Source organism: Nocardia sp. NPDC050793 (assembly GCF_040654065.1).
In the GTDB taxonomy this organism is placed as follows: domain Bacteria; phylum Actinomycetota; class Actinomycetes; order Mycobacteriales; family Mycobacteriaceae; genus Nocardia.
Genome location: NZ_JBFAHG010000008.1, coordinates 74,791 through 90,450 on the forward strand (window position 1 = coordinate 74,791; position 15,660 = coordinate 90,450).

A 15,660-nucleotide genomic window follows, 5' to 3' on the forward strand; every position below is an offset into this window, starting at 1 on the left:
GTATCGAACGTTCCCGACCCTGGCGCTCAGACGCGCCGGATACGCGCCAGCCAGGCGACCACGTCGACCGATCCTTCGGTGGGCATGCCGAGGCGCGCCACCTCCTCGGCCACCACCTCGGTGACCCGGCCGCGATAGGTGGACGGGACGAGATCCTCGAGCTCCCAGCCCTCGCCGGCGAACGACTCGCGGATGAGCGAATCGCTGATGCGCGGGCCGAAACCCGGCTCGGTGTCGGAGAGCGCGAGGACGTGCACGAGGCCGCCCGGCTTGCATATCCGGTGCAGACCGCGGACGTAGGCGGCTCGTGCCTCGGGTTCGGTGCCGAAGACGTGGAACAAGGCGCTGTCGACGACGGTGTCGAAGACGCCGAGCCGGTCGTCGTCCGCGTCGGCGAGCGTGAGCATGTCGACCACTTCGAACCGGGCGCCGGGGACGTCTTTGTCCGCGGCGTTGCGTCGGGCGTAGGCGATCGCGCTGGGCGACAGGTCGACACCGAGCACGTCGTAGCCCAGTTTCGTCAACGCGATCGTGTGTTCGCCCGCGCCGGTACCGGGATCGAGCACCCTGCCGCGAATCCATCCGTCCCGCTCCAGGGCGAGGATCGCAGGTTGCGGTTCCCCGATCACCCACGGGGCGGTGTCGTTGTCGTAGACGGTGTTCCAGAATTCCGGGGCCTGAGTCATGCTCCCAGCCTGCATCCTCGAGCAGGGTTCAGGTCAAGCGTCACGTCCCGGAAGCGGCGGCACCGCCGAGACGTACGCCCACAGCGTAATGACTAGCCGCGCACCGCGGGGCCAAACGTACGCTTCGTCCATGACCGAGCATTCGAGACTGCACTCGATCCCCGGTGGCCGCGACGACCGTCCCCGGCGTCCCGAGCTCGCCGCTCCGGAACCCCTGTGGCGCGAGGTGCTCGGCGAACGTTTGCGCTCGCTGCGGCGCGAACAGCGCGAGACGCTGGTGGAAACGGCTGGACGCGCGGGTATCTCGCCGCAGTACCTGTCGGAGGTGGAGCGCGGCCGCAAGGAGCCGTCGAGCGAGATGATCGCGGCGTTGGCGGGCGCGCTCGGCACCACCCTGGGCGGGCTGACCGAGCAGGTCGCCGAGGAACTGCGCGCTCGGCGTGCCCCGGTGCGACGCACGCAGGCCGCGCCGACCCTCCTGCTCCGCGCGGCCTGAACCGGTCGTTCAGCCTCGTGGCTCCAGCACGGTGTCGACCAGGCCGTACTCGATCGCGGCCTGTGCGGTGAAGACCCGGTCCCGGTCGGTGTCGTGGCGCAGCCGCTCCACCGTCTGCCCGGTGTGCCTGGACAGGATCGCCTCGATTTCCGCGCGCATCCGGACCAGCTCGTCGGCTTGCAGGATCAGATCCGGAATCGCGCCCTGCCCGCGGGCGGCCGGCTGGTGCAGCACCACCCTGGCGTGCGGGAGCATCGCGCGGCGACCCGGCGCGCCGCCCGCGAGCAGCACCGCGCCCACGGCGATGGCCTGGCCGACACAGGTCGTGTGCACGGGCGCGCCGATGTGCTGGATGGTGTCGTAGATCGCGAGCATGGAGGTCAGGTCGCCGCCTTCGCAGTTGATGTAGAACTGGATCTCCTGCTCGGGGCTCTCCGATTCCAGGTGCAGCAGCTGGGCGATCAGCGCGTTGGCGACGCCGGAGTCGATCGGCGTGCCCAGGTAGACGATGCGCTCCGCGAGCAGGTGCGAGTAGATGTCGGTGATGCGCTCGCCGCCGCGCGGATGCTGGGCGATGACGTTGGGGATGGTGTAACTACTCATGCCGAGATTCCGATTCGCTGGCGTTGGGGGACGACCTGTCCGAAGTTGTCCACGATGTGGTCGATGAACCCGTACTCCTTGGCCTGTGCCGCGGTGAACCAGCGGTCGTGCAGGGAGTCCTCGTAGATGCGATCGAACGGCTGACCGGTGTCGGCGGCGATCAGGCCGAGCACCGTTTCCACGGTGTGGCGCAGGTCGTCGGCCTGGACCTCCACGTCGACGGCCGTGCCGCCGATCCCCGCGGAGCCCTGGTGCATCAGGATCCTGGCGTGCGGCAGGGCGTAACGCTTACCTGGGCTGCCCGAGGACAGCAGGAATTGACCTGCGCTGCACGCCAATCCGAGGGCCAGGGTGGACACCTCGCACGGCACCAGCCGCATGACGTCGCGGATCGCGAGCATCGCGGGGACCGAGCCGCCGGGTGAGTGGATCCACAGCGAGATGCCCGCATCGTCGTTCTCGGCGGCGAGGGTCAGCAACTGCGTAGCGAGCAAGGTGCCGTTGTCGTCGTCGAGCGGTCCGTCCAGCACCAGGATGCGGCGGCCGAGCAGTTGCTCTCTGGCGCGCCAGCTGAACAAGGGAGTCTTGTCGTCGTGAGCCATGCCTTCACCGTGCCTCAGCGAGGCGGTGGAATCGGGCCGTTGCTGCCCTCGGCAGATCTGCCCACAGCAGCGCGCGACCTTGCGGATTCGGTGTCCCGGTGATCGGTGGACGGGCCGCACGTTTATGGTCCGACGAGCAAGGGAATTCGGATGGCGCGATGAAGCAGGCGGTCCCGGGGGACTTGTCGAAGTCGTGACGCGGTTATCGGCGTTTCGAACCGCCTTTCGGCAGTCGAGTGCAAATACAATCCGCGTTGTTCCTGTCCATCGGCCGCGATACCGATAATCTCGGTATCCGATTCTAGACGTCGTGGCTCTTCCCCATCTCGAAGGAAGGACGGATCGTGAGGAGTCGAATACTCAGCTGGGCCGCAGTTTTGACGGGAACCCTCACCGTGGTCGGTGGCGGGGCGATTTCCGCACCGCACGCGTGGACGGACCCGGTGGCGGAAGCCGCCGCCGATTTCTACATTCCGCCCGCTCCGCTCCCGGGTGGCGCCCCGGGCAACATCCTTCGCGCCGAGCCGACGCAGGTGGCGCTGTCTGCTCCCGGACAGCCCGGAGTCGTTCCGGCGCGCGCGACGCGCCTGATGTACCTCAGCAGTGACGCGCAGGACGCGCCCTCCGCGGTCGTGGGAACGTATCTGGATCCCATCGTGCCGTGGACCGGTCCGGGTGAGCGGCCGCTGGTCGCGTACGCGGGCGGCACGAAGGGACAGGGCGATCAGTGCGCGCCCTCGAAGTTGCTCTCGCAGATCGTCCAGTTCGAGCCGCCCGCCGATGTGATCTTCGAATACGACCTGGTGGCGATCTTCTCGCTGCTGGCGCGCGGCATACCGGTGATGGTGACCGACTACCACGGCCTCGGTACGCCCGCGATGCACGACTACCTCAACCGCAAGGCGCAAGCCCACGCGGTGCTGGACTCCGCGCGCGCCGTGCTGCAGTTTCCCGGCAGCGGGCTCGGGCCGAACGCCCCGGTCATCCTCTACGGATATTCCCAGGGCGGCATGGCCTCCGGTGGCGCGGCCGAACTCCACCCGAGCTACGCCCCCGACCTGAACGTCCGCGGCGCCTACGTCGGCGGGCCGGTGGTGGACGACCAGTACTTCATCGGATACAACGACGGCCGCGCCAGCATCGCCCCGACCTACGCCTGGATTCTCAACGGCATGGCGGCGAACTACCCCAATGTCGGCCCGGTGCTCGACGCCGAGCTCAACGACACCGGCAAGGCGATCCTGAACGAATCGGCGAACAAGTGCGCGGTACCGATGGGGCTGGCGCAGCAGAACCAGCACACGTCCCAGTGGACCGCGAGCGGACTTCCGCTCACCGCCGTGATCGATCAGTCCCCGACGCTGAAAGCGGCGTTCGACGAGCAGCGTATCGGAGGGCTCACACCGGATATGCCCGTGCTGATTTCCTCGGCGCCGAACGACGAGGGCGCGCCGTTCCCGCCGATTCACGGTGTTGCGGCGAGCTGGTGCAGCCGCGGCGTGCCGGTTCAGCTGGACGCGAACGCCCAGATTCCCAGCATGTCCGGACTCGTCGGCACCCACGTGATGGCGTTCTTCCCGGCGCTGGCGGCTTCGCAGCAGTGGATTACGGACCGGCTGGCGGGTCTTCCTGCCCCGACCAACTGCGGGGCGCTGCCGTGATCGCGGATCCGCGGTGCGGTCGTTCGTTGCTTGTGATGCGGTGATTTTCTGTTGCACGGTGCCCGGCGGCGGGTCGGTCGTTCGGCCGACCCGCGCCGATGGCACATCTCCGGTCGCGGAGTTCGCGTGACCGGGTAGTTGCGAAGTGGGACGAATCCGGCTGACCTAACGACCTGGAGATTCGCGTCTTGGGAACCGGCGAAGTCTTGCATCCCGATGCCCACTGCCGAGTGTCACTACTCGACGGGGCAAACGAACGAGAACCCATCCGCCGCACCGAACTCTCCCTCCGGGTCGACCGCTTCGGGGTTGGAGAGTTGGCCGGCGAAGCCGCCCGGTCAGGGAACGATTTCCTCGGAACCCTGGATTGCTGGAGGGAAACAGCTATTCTGGAGCGACAGTTCAGCGCACCGTTTTCGGCGGCCACACTTCTCGATGAGTGTTGTTCTGTTGGAGCAGCGGGACGGCTATGACGGTATTCAAAAACACGCAGGCGCGTGACCCCAAGCGGTACCTCTGGATTCTCGGTCTGATTGCACCGGGTTGCGCTCTCCTCCCCTCACAACTGGTGGCCCACACTGGGCTGGAACTGTTTTGGTGGATCGGTCCGATCATCGTGTTCGTGGTCATCCCCCTGCTCGACTGGGCGGTGGGAGACGACGGAAGCAATCCACGCGACGAGGACTACGAGGTATTGTCCAACGACCGTTATTACCGTTGGTGCACTTACCTTTTCCTGCCGATGCAGTTCATCGGTCTGCTGATCGCAGGCTATCTGTGGTCCAGAACCGAATTGAGCCTCGCGGACAAGCTCGGGCTCGCGGTGACGCTCGGTGTCGTGTCCGGCATCGGCATCAATGCGGCGCACGAGCTCGGCCATCGCGTCGAGCACATGGAGCGGTGGTTCGCGAAAGTAGCTCTGGCGCAGTCGGGTTACGGGCACTTCTTCGTCGAGCACAACCGCGGCCACCACGTGCGCGTCGCCACGCCGGAGGATCCGGCGAGCGCGCGATTCGGCGAGTCGCTGTGGGAGTTCTTGCCGCGCAGCATGTTCGGCGGGCTACGCTCGGCTCTCGCCCTGGAGCGAGAACGCCTGTCCCGCAGGGGAAAGAGCTTCTTCAGCTTGGAAAATCATCTGCTGCAGGCATGGTCGATGAGCATCGCGCTGTTCGGCACGATGATCTTCGTCTTCGGGCCCATGGTGATCCCGTTCCTGGCGCTGCAAGCGCTGATCGGCGCGGGACTGCTGGAGACGGTGAACTACGTCGAGCACTACGGACTGCTGCGCCCGCGCCGCCCCAACGGCAACTACGTGCGGTGCACCCCGCGTGACAGCTGGAACAGCGACCGTCTGGTTACCAACATCTTCCTGTTCCACCTCCAGCGACACAGCGACCATCACGCGAACCCCGGCCGCCGCTACCAGACCTTGCGCAGCTCGATGCAGGCGCCGCAGCTGCCCGCGGGCTACGCCGCCATGGTCGTGCTGGCCGCGGTGCCACCGCTGTGGCGCGCGGTCATGGACCACCGAGTGCTCGACCACTACGGCGGCAACCTCATGCTCGTCAACCGGAAACCCCGCTCCAAGCGCAACCCCTTCGCGAACGCCGGGCCGATGCCACCGGTCGACCGAACGCCGGCGCGAACGCCGGAGGGAGCAGGCGAGGCGGGAGCACACTGAGCACCGACTTGCTGTGCAACCGGTGCGACACCGAATCCCGCGCCGCCCCGCCACGCTGGTCCCGACCCCCGCGCCGGGCGATGCCGGTATCGAGCCTGCTTGTGCTGAGCCAGAGCTGAAGCTGACGCCCAGACCGAGCCGAGTGGGCCTGGCGAAATCGACGGAAGAAATGGTTGGTCTGGCATTGCTTGCGACCACCACGCCGCTACCGCCGAATCTACTTCTCTACCAACGGTAGTCGAATGGAGGTCGGGGTTCGGGGTGAAAATCAGAGCGGGCGAGGGGAACTGGTTGGACGGCGTGGGGTGCGGCCGATGGAGGGCACCAGCACGATCATGCCGAAGCACACCGCCGCGAAGGAGCCGAGGGCCGCGGATAGCGACCCGGTCAGGACCGCTACTCGGCAACCCAGCGCCACCGCGATGAGACCGCTGAGTCCAGCGGTGCCGCGCTCGATGCCGACGATCTGTGCAGGTCGATCGTTCATCGGAGTCATGCCGATGGAGTTACCCGTCGCGCGCGTGATCAAAACGTGACTGGCGCATCCTCGTTCGGCATCGAAGCGGCGGCCGCCGTTAGCCGCGCCGGTGGGTGGGTATCGCGTGGACACGTCGCTAGCGCGGAAGGGCGAGACCGGTCCGGCGGATCGGCCGGAAGGTGGGAGGTGCACCGGTGATCGATCGCCTAGGTGAGGTGATTGCGAAACGAATGGTCGCGGACGGGAATCGGTCGGTCCTCATCGAAGTCGGCAGACCGCGACCCGCGGCGGGTGCCGGTGGCGACGTGTGCGGCTTCCGCATTCAGGGATGGGGCGAGTCGAGGGCGACCGGCGTGGATGCGTTGGCGGCGTTGTATCGCGCATTGGTGGAGATCGGCGCGCAGTTGACTCGGGCGAACGAGGCGGGTGCGCAATTCACCGTCGCCGGACCCGCCGAGCTCGGCTTCCCGGCGCCGCCCACCCGCGACGACATCGCCCACGCCCCCGGAATCGAGTACGCGCTGGGCGATCTGCTCGCGATCCGCACGGTGAGCGCCGCCGATGGCCCGCACACCATCACGATCGGCCGCCCTGTCTGCTCGTCCGACAGCCAGTTCTACGTGTGCCCCTTCCGTATCGACGGCAGCCGCCACGCCGTAGCCTCCGGCCTCGACGAAATCCAGGCGTTGCTCACCGCGATCCGCATGATCGGCGCCTGGCTCGAACTCCCCGGCGATTGGCCGATCAGCCGACTGTCTTAGAACGTCAAAGCTTTTCGACAGTCGATGCCGTCCGCGGGAACGCATCATGACGGAGAACGTGGCGGCGGTCAGACCTGACCTTCCTCCGGATCGGCGTGCACTCCGGCGAGGTCGCGGAGCACCGCGAGAGCGGCCGCGTGCCCATCGGGATGCAGGGCGGAGAAGAGGATCCGTTGCACCTCATCGGCTTTCAGGAGGAGCTCGGCGTACTCGCGGCGGCCGTTGCGTGTCAATGCGATTCGCCGTTCGCGCTTGTCCGCGGGGTTGACGGTGCGTCTGACGAGATTCTTCCTTTCGAGCACGCTCGCGGACTGCGCCATAGTCGAGGTGTCCGTGCGGATTCGGACGGAGATCTCGTGCTGGGTCAGCGGACCCGCCGCGTAGACGGTGTTGAGAATGGCGAACTGCGTTGGCGTGATCGAATCCCCGACGGTGTCGTGCCAGACGGCGTTGTGTCGTTGGTAGAGCAGACGGATCAGATGGCCGGGCGTCTCCGCGAAGACGTGGGGAACCGGCTCCGGAGCGGGGGATTTCATCCTTCGATTACACCACGGCAGATGTCGGTGAGACATCGCCTAGGTCGACCGATTCCCGCGAGGTCCATACGTGTACGTACTATCTTTGATAGCGACACTGGCTTGTCAAATATATTGTTACACAACATCTTTAGAAGTATCGGGAGACTCTGGAGACGGTCACGGGCATCGTTCTGGGTTGTCGGCGACCTCCCCCTCGTGTACGGTTCGGAATCGATACGAACGTGGCGTAGTATCACCGAAAAATGCAAAGCATTCGCCACCGTGGGGATTCGTCTGGAATCGTAGGATTTCAAATATGGGGGTATTCGAATGGCCGAACGAAATTCACGCAATGGCACGACCGGGCCGAATGCCGGCGCTTTTCCGCTCGATCGCCGCACCCTGCTCGGTGGCGCCGTCGTCGCCGCGCTCGGGGTCGCGGGAATCGGTGGATTCCTGTACGCCGAGAACCGAATCGGACCCGGGCGGCTGACCGCCCGCAGCGTGGTCGACCGGCTGCAGGACACCGCGGGCGGCACCTTCCCCGGCTACCGCCGCAACCACGCCAAGGGAGTGGCCGTCGCCGGGTACTTCGACAGCAACGGCAACGGTGCCGAGTTGTCGAAGGCGTCGGTGTTCCGGCCCGGCCGCTACCGGCTGGCCGGACGCTTCTCCCTTGCCGGAGGTAACCCGCACGTCCCCGATGCGCCGACCACGCCCCGCGGGCTGGGGTTGCAGCTGTTCCTGCCCGACGGGGAACAGTGGCGGATGGCGATGATCGACGTCCCGGTCTTTCTGGACGCCACCGCGCAGGACTTCTACGACCGCACCCTGGCCTTCGCTCCGGACCCGGCTACCGGCAAACCCGATCCCGCAGTGGTGAAGGACTACCTCGCGTCGCACCCGAAGACCGCCGCGGCACTGGCCGTCATCGAGCAGGGCGCGCCTGCGCCGACTTTCGCGACATCGACCTTCTTCTCGCTCAACGCCTTCCGATTCATCAACGGTGACGGTCGAGCCGTGCCGGTGCGCTGGCGACTCGAGCCCGAAAACCCGCCGCCCGCCACCGGATCGGCGAACGGCGCGAACATCCTCTTCGACGGCCTCGTCACCGACATGCGGGCGAGGCCGCTGCGATGGCGGCTCGTGGTGGTCGTAGGCGAGACCGGCGTCGATCCGACCGACGACGCCACCCGGATGTGGCCGAGCGACCGCCGCACCGTGCACGTCGGCACGGTGGTGCTGGACCGGATCGACACCGAATCGGCGGACAACGTACGCGACGTGAACTTCGATCCGCTGGTGCTCCCCAACGGCATCGAACCCTCCGATGATCCGCTGCTGCAAGCCCGCTCGGCCGTCTACACCGAGTCGTTCCGTCGCCGCGCCGGCGAAACGAAGTCCCCGGGCGCGGTCGTGGTGAAGGAGGCGTGACGGCCATGTCGATCGACGAATCCAGCACCGGTACAACGCGATTCGGTGTCCGTGCGCGTATCCTGCACTGGACGATGGCCGTCCTCGTCATCGCGATGATCGGCATCGGCGCGGCCATGGTGGGCTACCTCGGCGACTACGGCACCCTGTTGACCTGGCACAAAACCCTCGGTGTCGCGATACTGGCGCTCGCCGTCGTCCGCATCGCCTACCGGATCCGGCACCGCCCGCCGCCGCAGATCGACACCATGGCCCGCCCCGAGCGGCTGGTCGCCACCGGATCAGAGCTTCTCCTGTACGCGCTGCTCCTGCTGCAGCCGATCGTCGGCTGGGCTCTGGTATCGGCGTCCGGCATCCCGATCCACATCCTCGGCGGCTTCCGGATTCCAGCGATCGCACCCACCGACCCGCAGCTGTACGCCGCGCTGCGCACCGCGCACGGCCTGCTCGCCTACGCCCTGCTCCTCACCCTCACCGCACACATCTGCGCGGTGATATTCCACGCGACGGTCCTGCGCGACAACTTGCTCCACCGCATGACCTTCCCGCCGCGCCGTTAGCGGTCCTCGCGCGCCATCGCTCAGGCCCGCGCTCAGAACTCGGCGGCAACCCGGAAGAGTGCTGGGTTGGCGATGGCGAAGTCGGGAGAAGCGGACAGGCGCTGCTGGAACCGGGGATCGTCGCCCGCTGCGCGCCATGCTTCGGCGCTGTCCCAGTGCGCGATATCGACCAGCTGAAAGCGAGTGTCCGGGTTCACCGCACGGTGCAGCCGGTTGTCCCGGAAGCCGGGCGCCTTGCTGATCAGCTCCGCGCGGCCGAGCCAATGCGGCAGGAATTCATCGATCCGCTCGGCGGGCAGCTCGAAGGCGTTGACGAAGGTGATTCCCGGTCCTTCCTCCGAACTGCTTCTCGCCGCGCCGAATTCGGCCGCCACCTGGTACCAGCCGCCCTGCACGGTGGCGTAGTTTGTCGCGGTGGCCGCCGACGCGGTGAAGCCGGGATTCGCCAGCGCCTCGTCCCTGGCGTCGATGCTGTCCCAGTGCGCCACATTGACCAGGCCGAGCCGGGCCTCCGGGTCCAGTCTGCGATGCAGCCGCGCGTCCCGGAAGCCGGGGGCGGTGCGGATGAGCGCGACGCGCTCCCGCCAGCGTGCGACGGACTCGTCGATCCGGTCCTCGGGCAGCTCCCACACATCGATCAAGGTGATTCCGTCATCAGTCACCGCACCATCATCAAACCTCGACCACACTACAGGTCAAGAACATCCGGATCCTCGCAGGACTATCGCATGCTTCGCAGCCGTCACACCCCATGCGAGGCGTGCGAAAAGCCTGTGAACATGGGCTATTCGGCGGTGACGAAGCCTTGGGCGACGAGCCAGTCGCGGGCGACCTCGGCGGGCTCGCGGCCGTCCACGTCGACCTGGCGGTTCAGGTCGGTGATGACCTCGTTGGTGAGCAGCGCGGAGATCGGAGCCATGATCTCGGCGATCCTCGGGTGCGCTTCGTGGAAGTCGGCGCGCAGCACGAGCGCCGCGTTGTACTTCGGGAAGAACGCCAGATCATCTTGCAGCAGAACCAGATTCAGCGCCGGTATGCGGCCGTCGGTGGCGGCGACCGAGCCGAAGCGGCACCGGCCCGCGTCGGCGGTGGCCTGATAGACGAGGGGATCCTGCATGATCTGCTTGCGCACCTTGCCGACGTCGATGCCGTATTTTCGGGCGAGGCCCGGATAGCCGTCCTGGCGGACGTTGAATTCGGTGCCGACGCAGGTGGCCGCGGCGGCCGGGTCGGTGGCGACGAGCCTGGCGTAGTCCGACAGCGTCCGTACTCCGGTCTCCTCGGCGGTGCGGCTGCTGGCTACCAGGGCGTAGGTGTTGTTCATCGGCGCCATCGCGGTCCACACCATGTCGTGCGCGGCGCGGTCGGCGTCCCGCACGGCCTCGAATTGGCCGACCTCGCTCGGCACCGGGGTTTCGTTGCCGAGGTAGTTGATCCAGCCGGTGCCGGTGTAGTCGTAGGCGACGTCGATCTGGCCGTGCAGCTGCGCGTCGCGCAGGCTGTTGGAGCCCTGGATATTGGTCAGGTCGCGCACGTTCGCACCCGCCGCGGTCATGGCGAATTCGATGAGGTAGCCGAGGATGTTCTGTTCGGTGAAGTCCTTGGAGCCCACCGTGATCGTGACGCCGTCGAGTTCGGCCGAGGGCTGGATGCTGCCCGGCCCGACGCGCAGCGGCACCGCGCCGCCCGACTCCAGACCGCAGCCGCCCAGCATCAGCAGCCCCGCCGCCACCAGCGCCCGCAGCCGTCCGCCGCGCCTCACGTCAACCCCCTCGGTCCGAGGAAGCGTTCGGCCAGCGCGCCGAGCCAGTCGACGAGCAGCGCCAACGCCACCGCCAGCACGGCGCCGACCACCAGGGTGACGTTGTCGCGCAACTTGTATCCGGTGTCGATGAGAATCCCCAACCCGCCCGCGCTCACCAGGAACGAGAGCGTCACGGTGCCGACGGCCAGCACCAGCGAGGTCCGCAGGCCGGCGAGAATGTAGGGCACCGCCAACGGAAACTCGATGCGCCGCAACACCATCGGCGCCGACATGCCCTGGCCGCGGCCCGCGTCGATCAGCGTCCGATCCACCTGCTGATACCCGAGAATGGTGTTGCGCAGCACGGGAAGCAGTGTGTAGAAGGCGACCGGCGCGACGCCGATCCAGAAACCGGTCGTCCGGGTCACCAGATAGCACAGCACGATCAACCCGATGGCGGGGGCGGCCGCGCCGACGTTGGCGATGCCGACGAAAACCGGTGCGAGACGGCGATATCCGGGCCTGGTGAGCAGGGTGCCGAGCGGCACCGCCACCACGACGACGATCAGCACCACCGTCGCGGTGAGCAGCACGTGCTGCCAGGTGACGGTGGCGATGTTGCTCGCGTTCATGCTCGCGCGCTGGGTGGCGGTGAGATCGCGGCGGAACGCCCACACCAGGACGCCGGCCGTCAGCACCAGGACCAGCGCGGGCTGGACGAGCAGCCGCAGCCGCTCGGCCCGGCGCGCGGCGACCGGTGCGGACGCCGCGGCGGGTGCGGCGGTCACGATGTCGCCTTGGCGGGCCGCTCGCCGCCGTGGCGAGCCCGCATGGCCGACAGGTGCCCGACCAGCGTGTCGATCGTGATCAGTCCCGCGTATTCGCCGCGCGCGTCGGTGACCACCGCGGTCGCGGTCTGCTCGGCGAGCAGAGCCTCCAGCGCGTCCTGCAGCGTCGATCGCAGTGACAACGCCTGACCGATCGGGCTGCCGAGATCGCGCAGCGTCCCCGCGTTCGTCAGTTGCCCGGCCGACACCCAGCGCAGCGGCCGCCGCCGCGCGTCGAGGATCAGCGCCCACGGCCATTCCCTGTCGGTCAGCGCCGCGCGCAAGGTCTCCGCCGGTTCGTCCTGTCCCGCGCTCGGGCAGTCGCCGAGTTCCACATCGCCGACCCTGGTCAGCGTCAGCTGCTTGAGCGAGGCGTCGGCGCCGACGAACCCGGCCACCGTGTCGTCGGCGGGATCGGCGAGGATCGCGGCCGGGGTGTCGTATTGGAGGATCTTGGACCGGTCACCGAGCACGGCGATCCGGTCGCCGAGTTTCACCGCCTCGGCGAAATCGTGGGTGACGAAGACGATGGTCTTGCCGAGTTCCGCCTGCAATCGCAGCAATTCGTCCTGCAGGAGGCCGCGGGTGATCGGGTCGACCGCGCCGAACGGTTCGTCCATCAACAGCACGGGCGGGTCGGCGGCCAGTGCGCGCGCCACCCCGACGCGCTGCTGCTGTCCGCCCGACAGCTGACGCGGGTAGCGGCCGCGGAAGGTGTCCGGGTCGAGGCCGACGAGGTCGAGCATCGCGTCGACCCGCGCGGCGATCCGCGCGCGGTCCCAGCCGAGCAACCCGGGCACGGTCGCGATGTTCTTGGCCACCGTCATGTGCGGGAAGAGCCCGGCCTGCTGGATCGAGTACCCGATGCCGCGGCGCAGCTGATCGGGATTCATCGCCGCGGCATCGCGGCCGCCGATGGTGATGGTGCCCGAGGTCGGTTCGATCAGCCGGTTGATCATGCGCATGGTCGTGGTCTTGCCGCAGCCCGAGGGACCGACGAGGACGACGATCTCGCCCGCCGGTATGGTCAGCGACACCGCGTCCACGGCCGGATCATGTTGTCCAGGATACCGTTTGGTGACGGCGTCGAGCACGATCTCGACGCCGGACACGGTCTCGGTGTCAGTCACGAATTCCCCTCGATGTGGTCAGTCGCCCCACGAGGACGAACAGGCCGTCCAGCAGCAGGGCGAGCACGATGATCAGCACCGTGCCGGTCAATGCCTGCGGCACGGCGTTGGGGCTGCCGAGCCGGGACAACCCGGAGAAGATCAGATTGCCGAGCCCAGGGCCTTTGGCGTAGGCGGCGAGCGCGAGTATGCCCATGATCATCTGGGTGCTGACCCGCATACCGGTCAGGATCGACGGCCAGGCCAGCGGCAGCTCGACGGCGGCGAGCACCCGCATCCGGTTCATGCCGACACCGCGTGCGGCGTCCACCACCGACGGATCGACCGCGGCCAGGCCGACGATGGTGTTGCGCAGGATCGGCAGCAGGGCGTAGAGCACGAGCGCCGTGACGGTCGGCCCGACGCCGAGTCCGAGGATCGGGATCAGCAGCCCGAGCAGCGCGAACGAGGGCACCGTCAGGATCGCGCTCGCCGCGGCGGTCGCCGCCGCCGAACCGAACGGGCTGCGGTAGACCAGCGCGCCGAGGACCACCGCGATGATCGCGGCGACCAGCAGCGACTGGATCACCGCCGAGACATGCAAATACGAGTCGACGAGCAGCTGGTGCCGCCGGTCGACGACGAACGTCCACAGTGTGTCCAGGGCCGAACCTCCCGTACCACGGTGCGCCGGAGTCTATCTCGCACCCTAACGCGTCGCAGCCGGTCGGGGACCGAAACGTCCTGCGGTGGACGCGAACTGCCGTGCGGACGCCGGAAATCGGTTGTATACGCTGCCTCAGGAAGTGGCGATCTGGCTTCGTCCGCCGTCGGAATCCGGGTCGGCCGGGGAGCCGGAAGTCGCGGCCAGCGCGTCGGCGAGCATCGCGGCGATGTCGCCGACCGCCGGTCCGAAAGCGAGCGCGTTGTTGACGAAGCCGTGCATGTAACCGTCGAATCGCCGCGCCGTCACCGGCACGCCGTCGTCGCGCAGGCGGGCTGCATAGGCCTCGCCCTCGTCGCGCAGGGGATCGAAGCCCGCGGTGATGACGACGGCGCGGGGGAGCCCGGCGGTGGTCTCGGCGTAGAGCGGTGACACGTCCGGCCGGGTGCGATCGATGTCGGGCGGCAGGAAGCAGCGGTCGAAGAAGTCGATGTCGGTGCGGGTGAGGGCGAATCCCTCGGCGAACGTCGTGCGGGACGCGGCTTTTCCGGTCAGGTCCGTTGGCGGGTAGATCAGTAGCTGGAGCAGGGGAGCTGGTCCGCCGTCGCGGCCCGTCCTCTGGCACAGCACCGCGGCCAGATGACCCCCCGCGCTGTCGCCTCCCACCGCGACGCGTTCGTGCGCGACACCGAATTCCTCTGCGCGAGCGACGATGTCACGGAAGGCGGCCACGGCGTCGTCGACGGCCGCCGGATAGGGATGCTCGGGTGCGAGCCGGTAGTCCACCGCGACCATCCGGATCCGCGCGGTGTACGCCACGGTCCGGCAGAACGCGTCGTGCGTGTCGAGATCGCCGATGACCCATCCGCCGCCGTGGAAATAGACGAGCAGCGTATCGGCCGCGCCGGGGTCGTACAGCCGCGCCCGCAGCGGTCCGGTGGCGCCCGCGACGGTGACGTCCTCGACGCGCACGGGTGCGCGCCGCCCCGCGCCGATCGCTGCCATCCGCCGCGCCTGGCGTCGCAGCCGCACCGGGTCCGGCGCCTGCCTCGGCAGCGCCCTGGTGATGCGCAGCAGCAAGTGGGCGTCGAGGTCGAGCTCGTTGCCGTCGCGACGCACCGCGGGACCGGCGAGTGCGCGCTTGGTGCGCGGCGGCAACCGGAGCAATCCGCGGACCGCCGCGGCGGCCGTCCGCGTGCCTGTGGGCACCGCGGGCATCGGGGTGGTGGGATCGACCGGCACGGGAACACCTCTCTTGTGCGGTTCTGGCTCGAGGCAGGTCATGACATGTCATGAGGCAAGCTACAAGCGATCGAAACCGCCGGGCTCCCAAGTGTATTCGTACTCCGGCAGTTCGAAGCCCGCGTCGAATCGCCCGATCCGCGCGTCGGTGCGCCGCCCGCCGCGCCGCTCGTAGAAGGCGATGGCCGCGACATTGTCACGCAACACTTCCAGATACACCGGGCGGCCGGGGAATTCGGTCGCCGCCCACGCGAGTCCGCGCTCGAAGAGGCGGCTGCCGATCCCGCGCCCGAGGCTGCCGGGCCGGGCGTGCATGTTGTCGACGAGCACCCGGCCGTCGTCCGTGGGAGCGAGGTAGACGAAGCCGGCCAACGTCGCGGCGTCCTCGGCGACGAACAGTCCCGGCGTGACCGCGGTGGTCAGCCGCCGGCTCCACAGCGTGGACCGGTCCGCGTCGAGCGGCCCGGCGAGGAAGTCGTCCGGCATGATGCCCGCGTAGGTCGCGCGCCAGCTCGCGGTGTGCAGCGCGGCGATCTCCTGCGCGTCCGCCGCGCCGCCGGTCCGAATCAGCATGGCGCCAGCATCATCGACGGC

18 protein-coding genes are annotated in these 15,660 nt (G+C 68.1%); 6 read left to right on the forward strand and 12 right to left on the reverse strand.

The window, feature by feature from the left end:
- Positions 1 to 26 precede the first annotated feature (26 nt).
- A complete protein-coding gene (locus tag AB0H50_RS25395) occupies positions 27 to 686 on the reverse strand; it encodes a class I SAM-dependent methyltransferase (protein ID WP_357457097.1) in 660 nt (219 codons plus the stop codon).
- 130 nt (positions 687 to 816) lie between these two features.
- Between AB0H50_RS25395 and AB0H50_RS25400 the strand changes: the two genes are divergently transcribed.
- On the forward strand, positions 817 to 1,182 hold the full coding sequence (locus AB0H50_RS25400; protein ID WP_357457099.1) for a helix-turn-helix transcriptional regulator: 366 nt from the start codon (positions 817 to 819) through the stop codon (positions 1,180 to 1,182).
- 9 nt (positions 1,183 to 1,191) lie between these two features.
- On the opposite strand, the gene AB0H50_RS25405 is transcribed toward AB0H50_RS25400, so the two are convergent.
- Entirely contained in the window at positions 1,192 to 1,785 is a 594-nt protein-coding gene (locus AB0H50_RS25405) for an ATP-dependent Clp protease proteolytic subunit (protein ID WP_357457100.1), read from the reverse strand.
- On the reverse strand, positions 1,782 to 2,387 hold the full coding sequence (locus AB0H50_RS25410) for an ATP-dependent Clp protease proteolytic subunit (protein WP_357457102.1): 606 nt from the start codon (positions 2,385 to 2,387) through the stop codon (positions 1,782 to 1,784). Before AB0H50_RS25410 ends, AB0H50_RS25405 begins: the two co-directional genes overlap by 4 nt.
- A gap of 344 nt (positions 2,388 to 2,731) precedes the next feature.
- Between AB0H50_RS25410 and AB0H50_RS25415 the strand changes: the two genes are divergently transcribed.
- Together AB0H50_RS25415 and AB0H50_RS25420 are read left to right on the forward strand one after the other, a co-directional pair.
- A complete protein-coding gene (locus AB0H50_RS25415) occupies positions 2,732 to 4,048 on the forward strand; it encodes a lipase family protein (protein ID WP_357457104.1) in 1,317 nt (438 codons plus the stop codon).
- A 469-nt stretch (positions 4,049 to 4,517) separates the two neighbouring features.
- A complete protein-coding gene (locus AB0H50_RS25420; protein ID WP_357457106.1) occupies positions 4,518 to 5,729 on the forward strand; it encodes an alkane 1-monooxygenase in 1,212 nt (403 codons plus the stop codon).
- Between the two features lie 268 nt (positions 5,730 to 5,997).
- Here the strand turns inward: AB0H50_RS25420 and AB0H50_RS25425 are convergent, their stop codons facing one another.
- Entirely contained in the window at positions 5,998 to 6,216 is a 219-nt protein-coding gene (locus AB0H50_RS25425) for a hypothetical protein (protein WP_357457108.1), read from the reverse strand.
- A 206-nt stretch (positions 6,217 to 6,422) separates the two neighbouring features.
- Here AB0H50_RS25425 and AB0H50_RS25430 point away from each other — a divergent pair, with 206 nt between their 5' ends.
- Positions 6,423 to 6,968: a hypothetical protein gene (locus AB0H50_RS25430; RefSeq protein ID WP_357457110.1), complete on the forward strand. Its 546-nt coding sequence runs from the start codon at positions 6,423 to 6,425 to the stop codon at positions 6,966 to 6,968.
- Positions 6,969 to 7,036: 68 nt separating this feature from the next.
- On the opposite strand, the gene AB0H50_RS25435 is transcribed toward AB0H50_RS25430, so the two are convergent.
- Positions 7,037 to 7,504 (reverse strand): MarR family transcriptional regulator, encoded by a 468-nt coding sequence (locus AB0H50_RS25435; RefSeq protein ID WP_357457112.1) that lies wholly within the window; start codon positions 7,502 to 7,504, stop codon positions 7,037 to 7,039.
- Positions 7,505 to 7,816: 312 nt separating this feature from the next.
- On the opposite strand from AB0H50_RS25435, the gene AB0H50_RS25440 reads away from it, so the two are divergent.
- Together AB0H50_RS25440 and AB0H50_RS25445 are read left to right on the forward strand one after the other, a co-directional pair.
- Positions 7,817 to 8,920 (forward strand): catalase family peroxidase, encoded by a 1,104-nt coding sequence (locus tag AB0H50_RS25440; RefSeq protein ID WP_357457114.1) that lies wholly within the window; start codon positions 7,817 to 7,819, stop codon positions 8,918 to 8,920.
- Positions 8,921 to 8,925: 5 nt separating this feature from the next.
- A complete protein-coding gene (locus AB0H50_RS25445) occupies positions 8,926 to 9,480 on the forward strand; it encodes a cytochrome b/b6 domain-containing protein (protein ID WP_357457116.1) in 555 nt (184 codons plus the stop codon).
- Between the two features lie 32 nt (positions 9,481 to 9,512).
- On the opposite strand, the gene AB0H50_RS25450 is transcribed toward AB0H50_RS25445, so the two are convergent.
- From AB0H50_RS25450 to AB0H50_RS25480, 7 genes are all read right to left on the reverse strand, one after another.
- Complete coding sequence (locus AB0H50_RS25450; protein ID WP_357457118.1) at positions 9,513 to 10,142, reverse strand: antibiotic biosynthesis monooxygenase family protein; 630 nt, start codon at positions 10,140 to 10,142, stop codon at positions 9,513 to 9,515.
- A 122-nt stretch (positions 10,143 to 10,264) separates the two neighbouring features.
- Positions 10,265 to 11,194 (reverse strand): glycine betaine ABC transporter substrate-binding protein, encoded by a 930-nt coding sequence (locus tag AB0H50_RS25455; protein ID WP_357457655.1) that lies wholly within the window; start codon positions 11,192 to 11,194, stop codon positions 10,265 to 10,267.
- A 44-nt stretch (positions 11,195 to 11,238) separates the two neighbouring features.
- The gene (locus AB0H50_RS25460) at positions 11,239 to 12,012 is read right to left on the reverse strand and encodes an ABC transporter permease subunit (RefSeq protein ID WP_357457120.1); all 774 of its coding nucleotides are present in this window, start codon (positions 12,010 to 12,012) and stop codon (positions 11,239 to 11,241) included.
- Positions 12,009 to 13,181: an ATP-binding cassette domain-containing protein gene (locus AB0H50_RS25465; protein ID WP_357457122.1), complete on the reverse strand. Its 1,173-nt coding sequence runs from the start codon at positions 13,179 to 13,181 to the stop codon at positions 12,009 to 12,011. The genes AB0H50_RS25460 and AB0H50_RS25465 overlap by 4 nt, the downstream gene beginning before the upstream one ends.
- On the reverse strand, positions 13,174 to 13,824 hold the full coding sequence (locus tag AB0H50_RS25470; protein ID WP_357457657.1) for an ABC transporter permease: 651 nt from the start codon (positions 13,822 to 13,824) through the stop codon (positions 13,174 to 13,176). Before AB0H50_RS25470 ends, AB0H50_RS25465 begins: the two co-directional genes overlap by 8 nt.
- A gap of 135 nt (positions 13,825 to 13,959) precedes the next feature.
- On the reverse strand, positions 13,960 to 15,066 hold the full coding sequence (locus AB0H50_RS25475; protein ID WP_357457124.1) for an alpha/beta hydrolase: 1,107 nt from the start codon (positions 15,064 to 15,066) through the stop codon (positions 13,960 to 13,962).
- Between the two features lie 60 nt (positions 15,067 to 15,126).
- Positions 15,127 to 15,639 (reverse strand): GNAT family N-acetyltransferase, encoded by a 513-nt coding sequence (locus AB0H50_RS25480; RefSeq protein WP_357457126.1) that lies wholly within the window; start codon positions 15,637 to 15,639, stop codon positions 15,127 to 15,129.
- Positions 15,640 to 15,660: the final 21 nt, after the last annotated feature.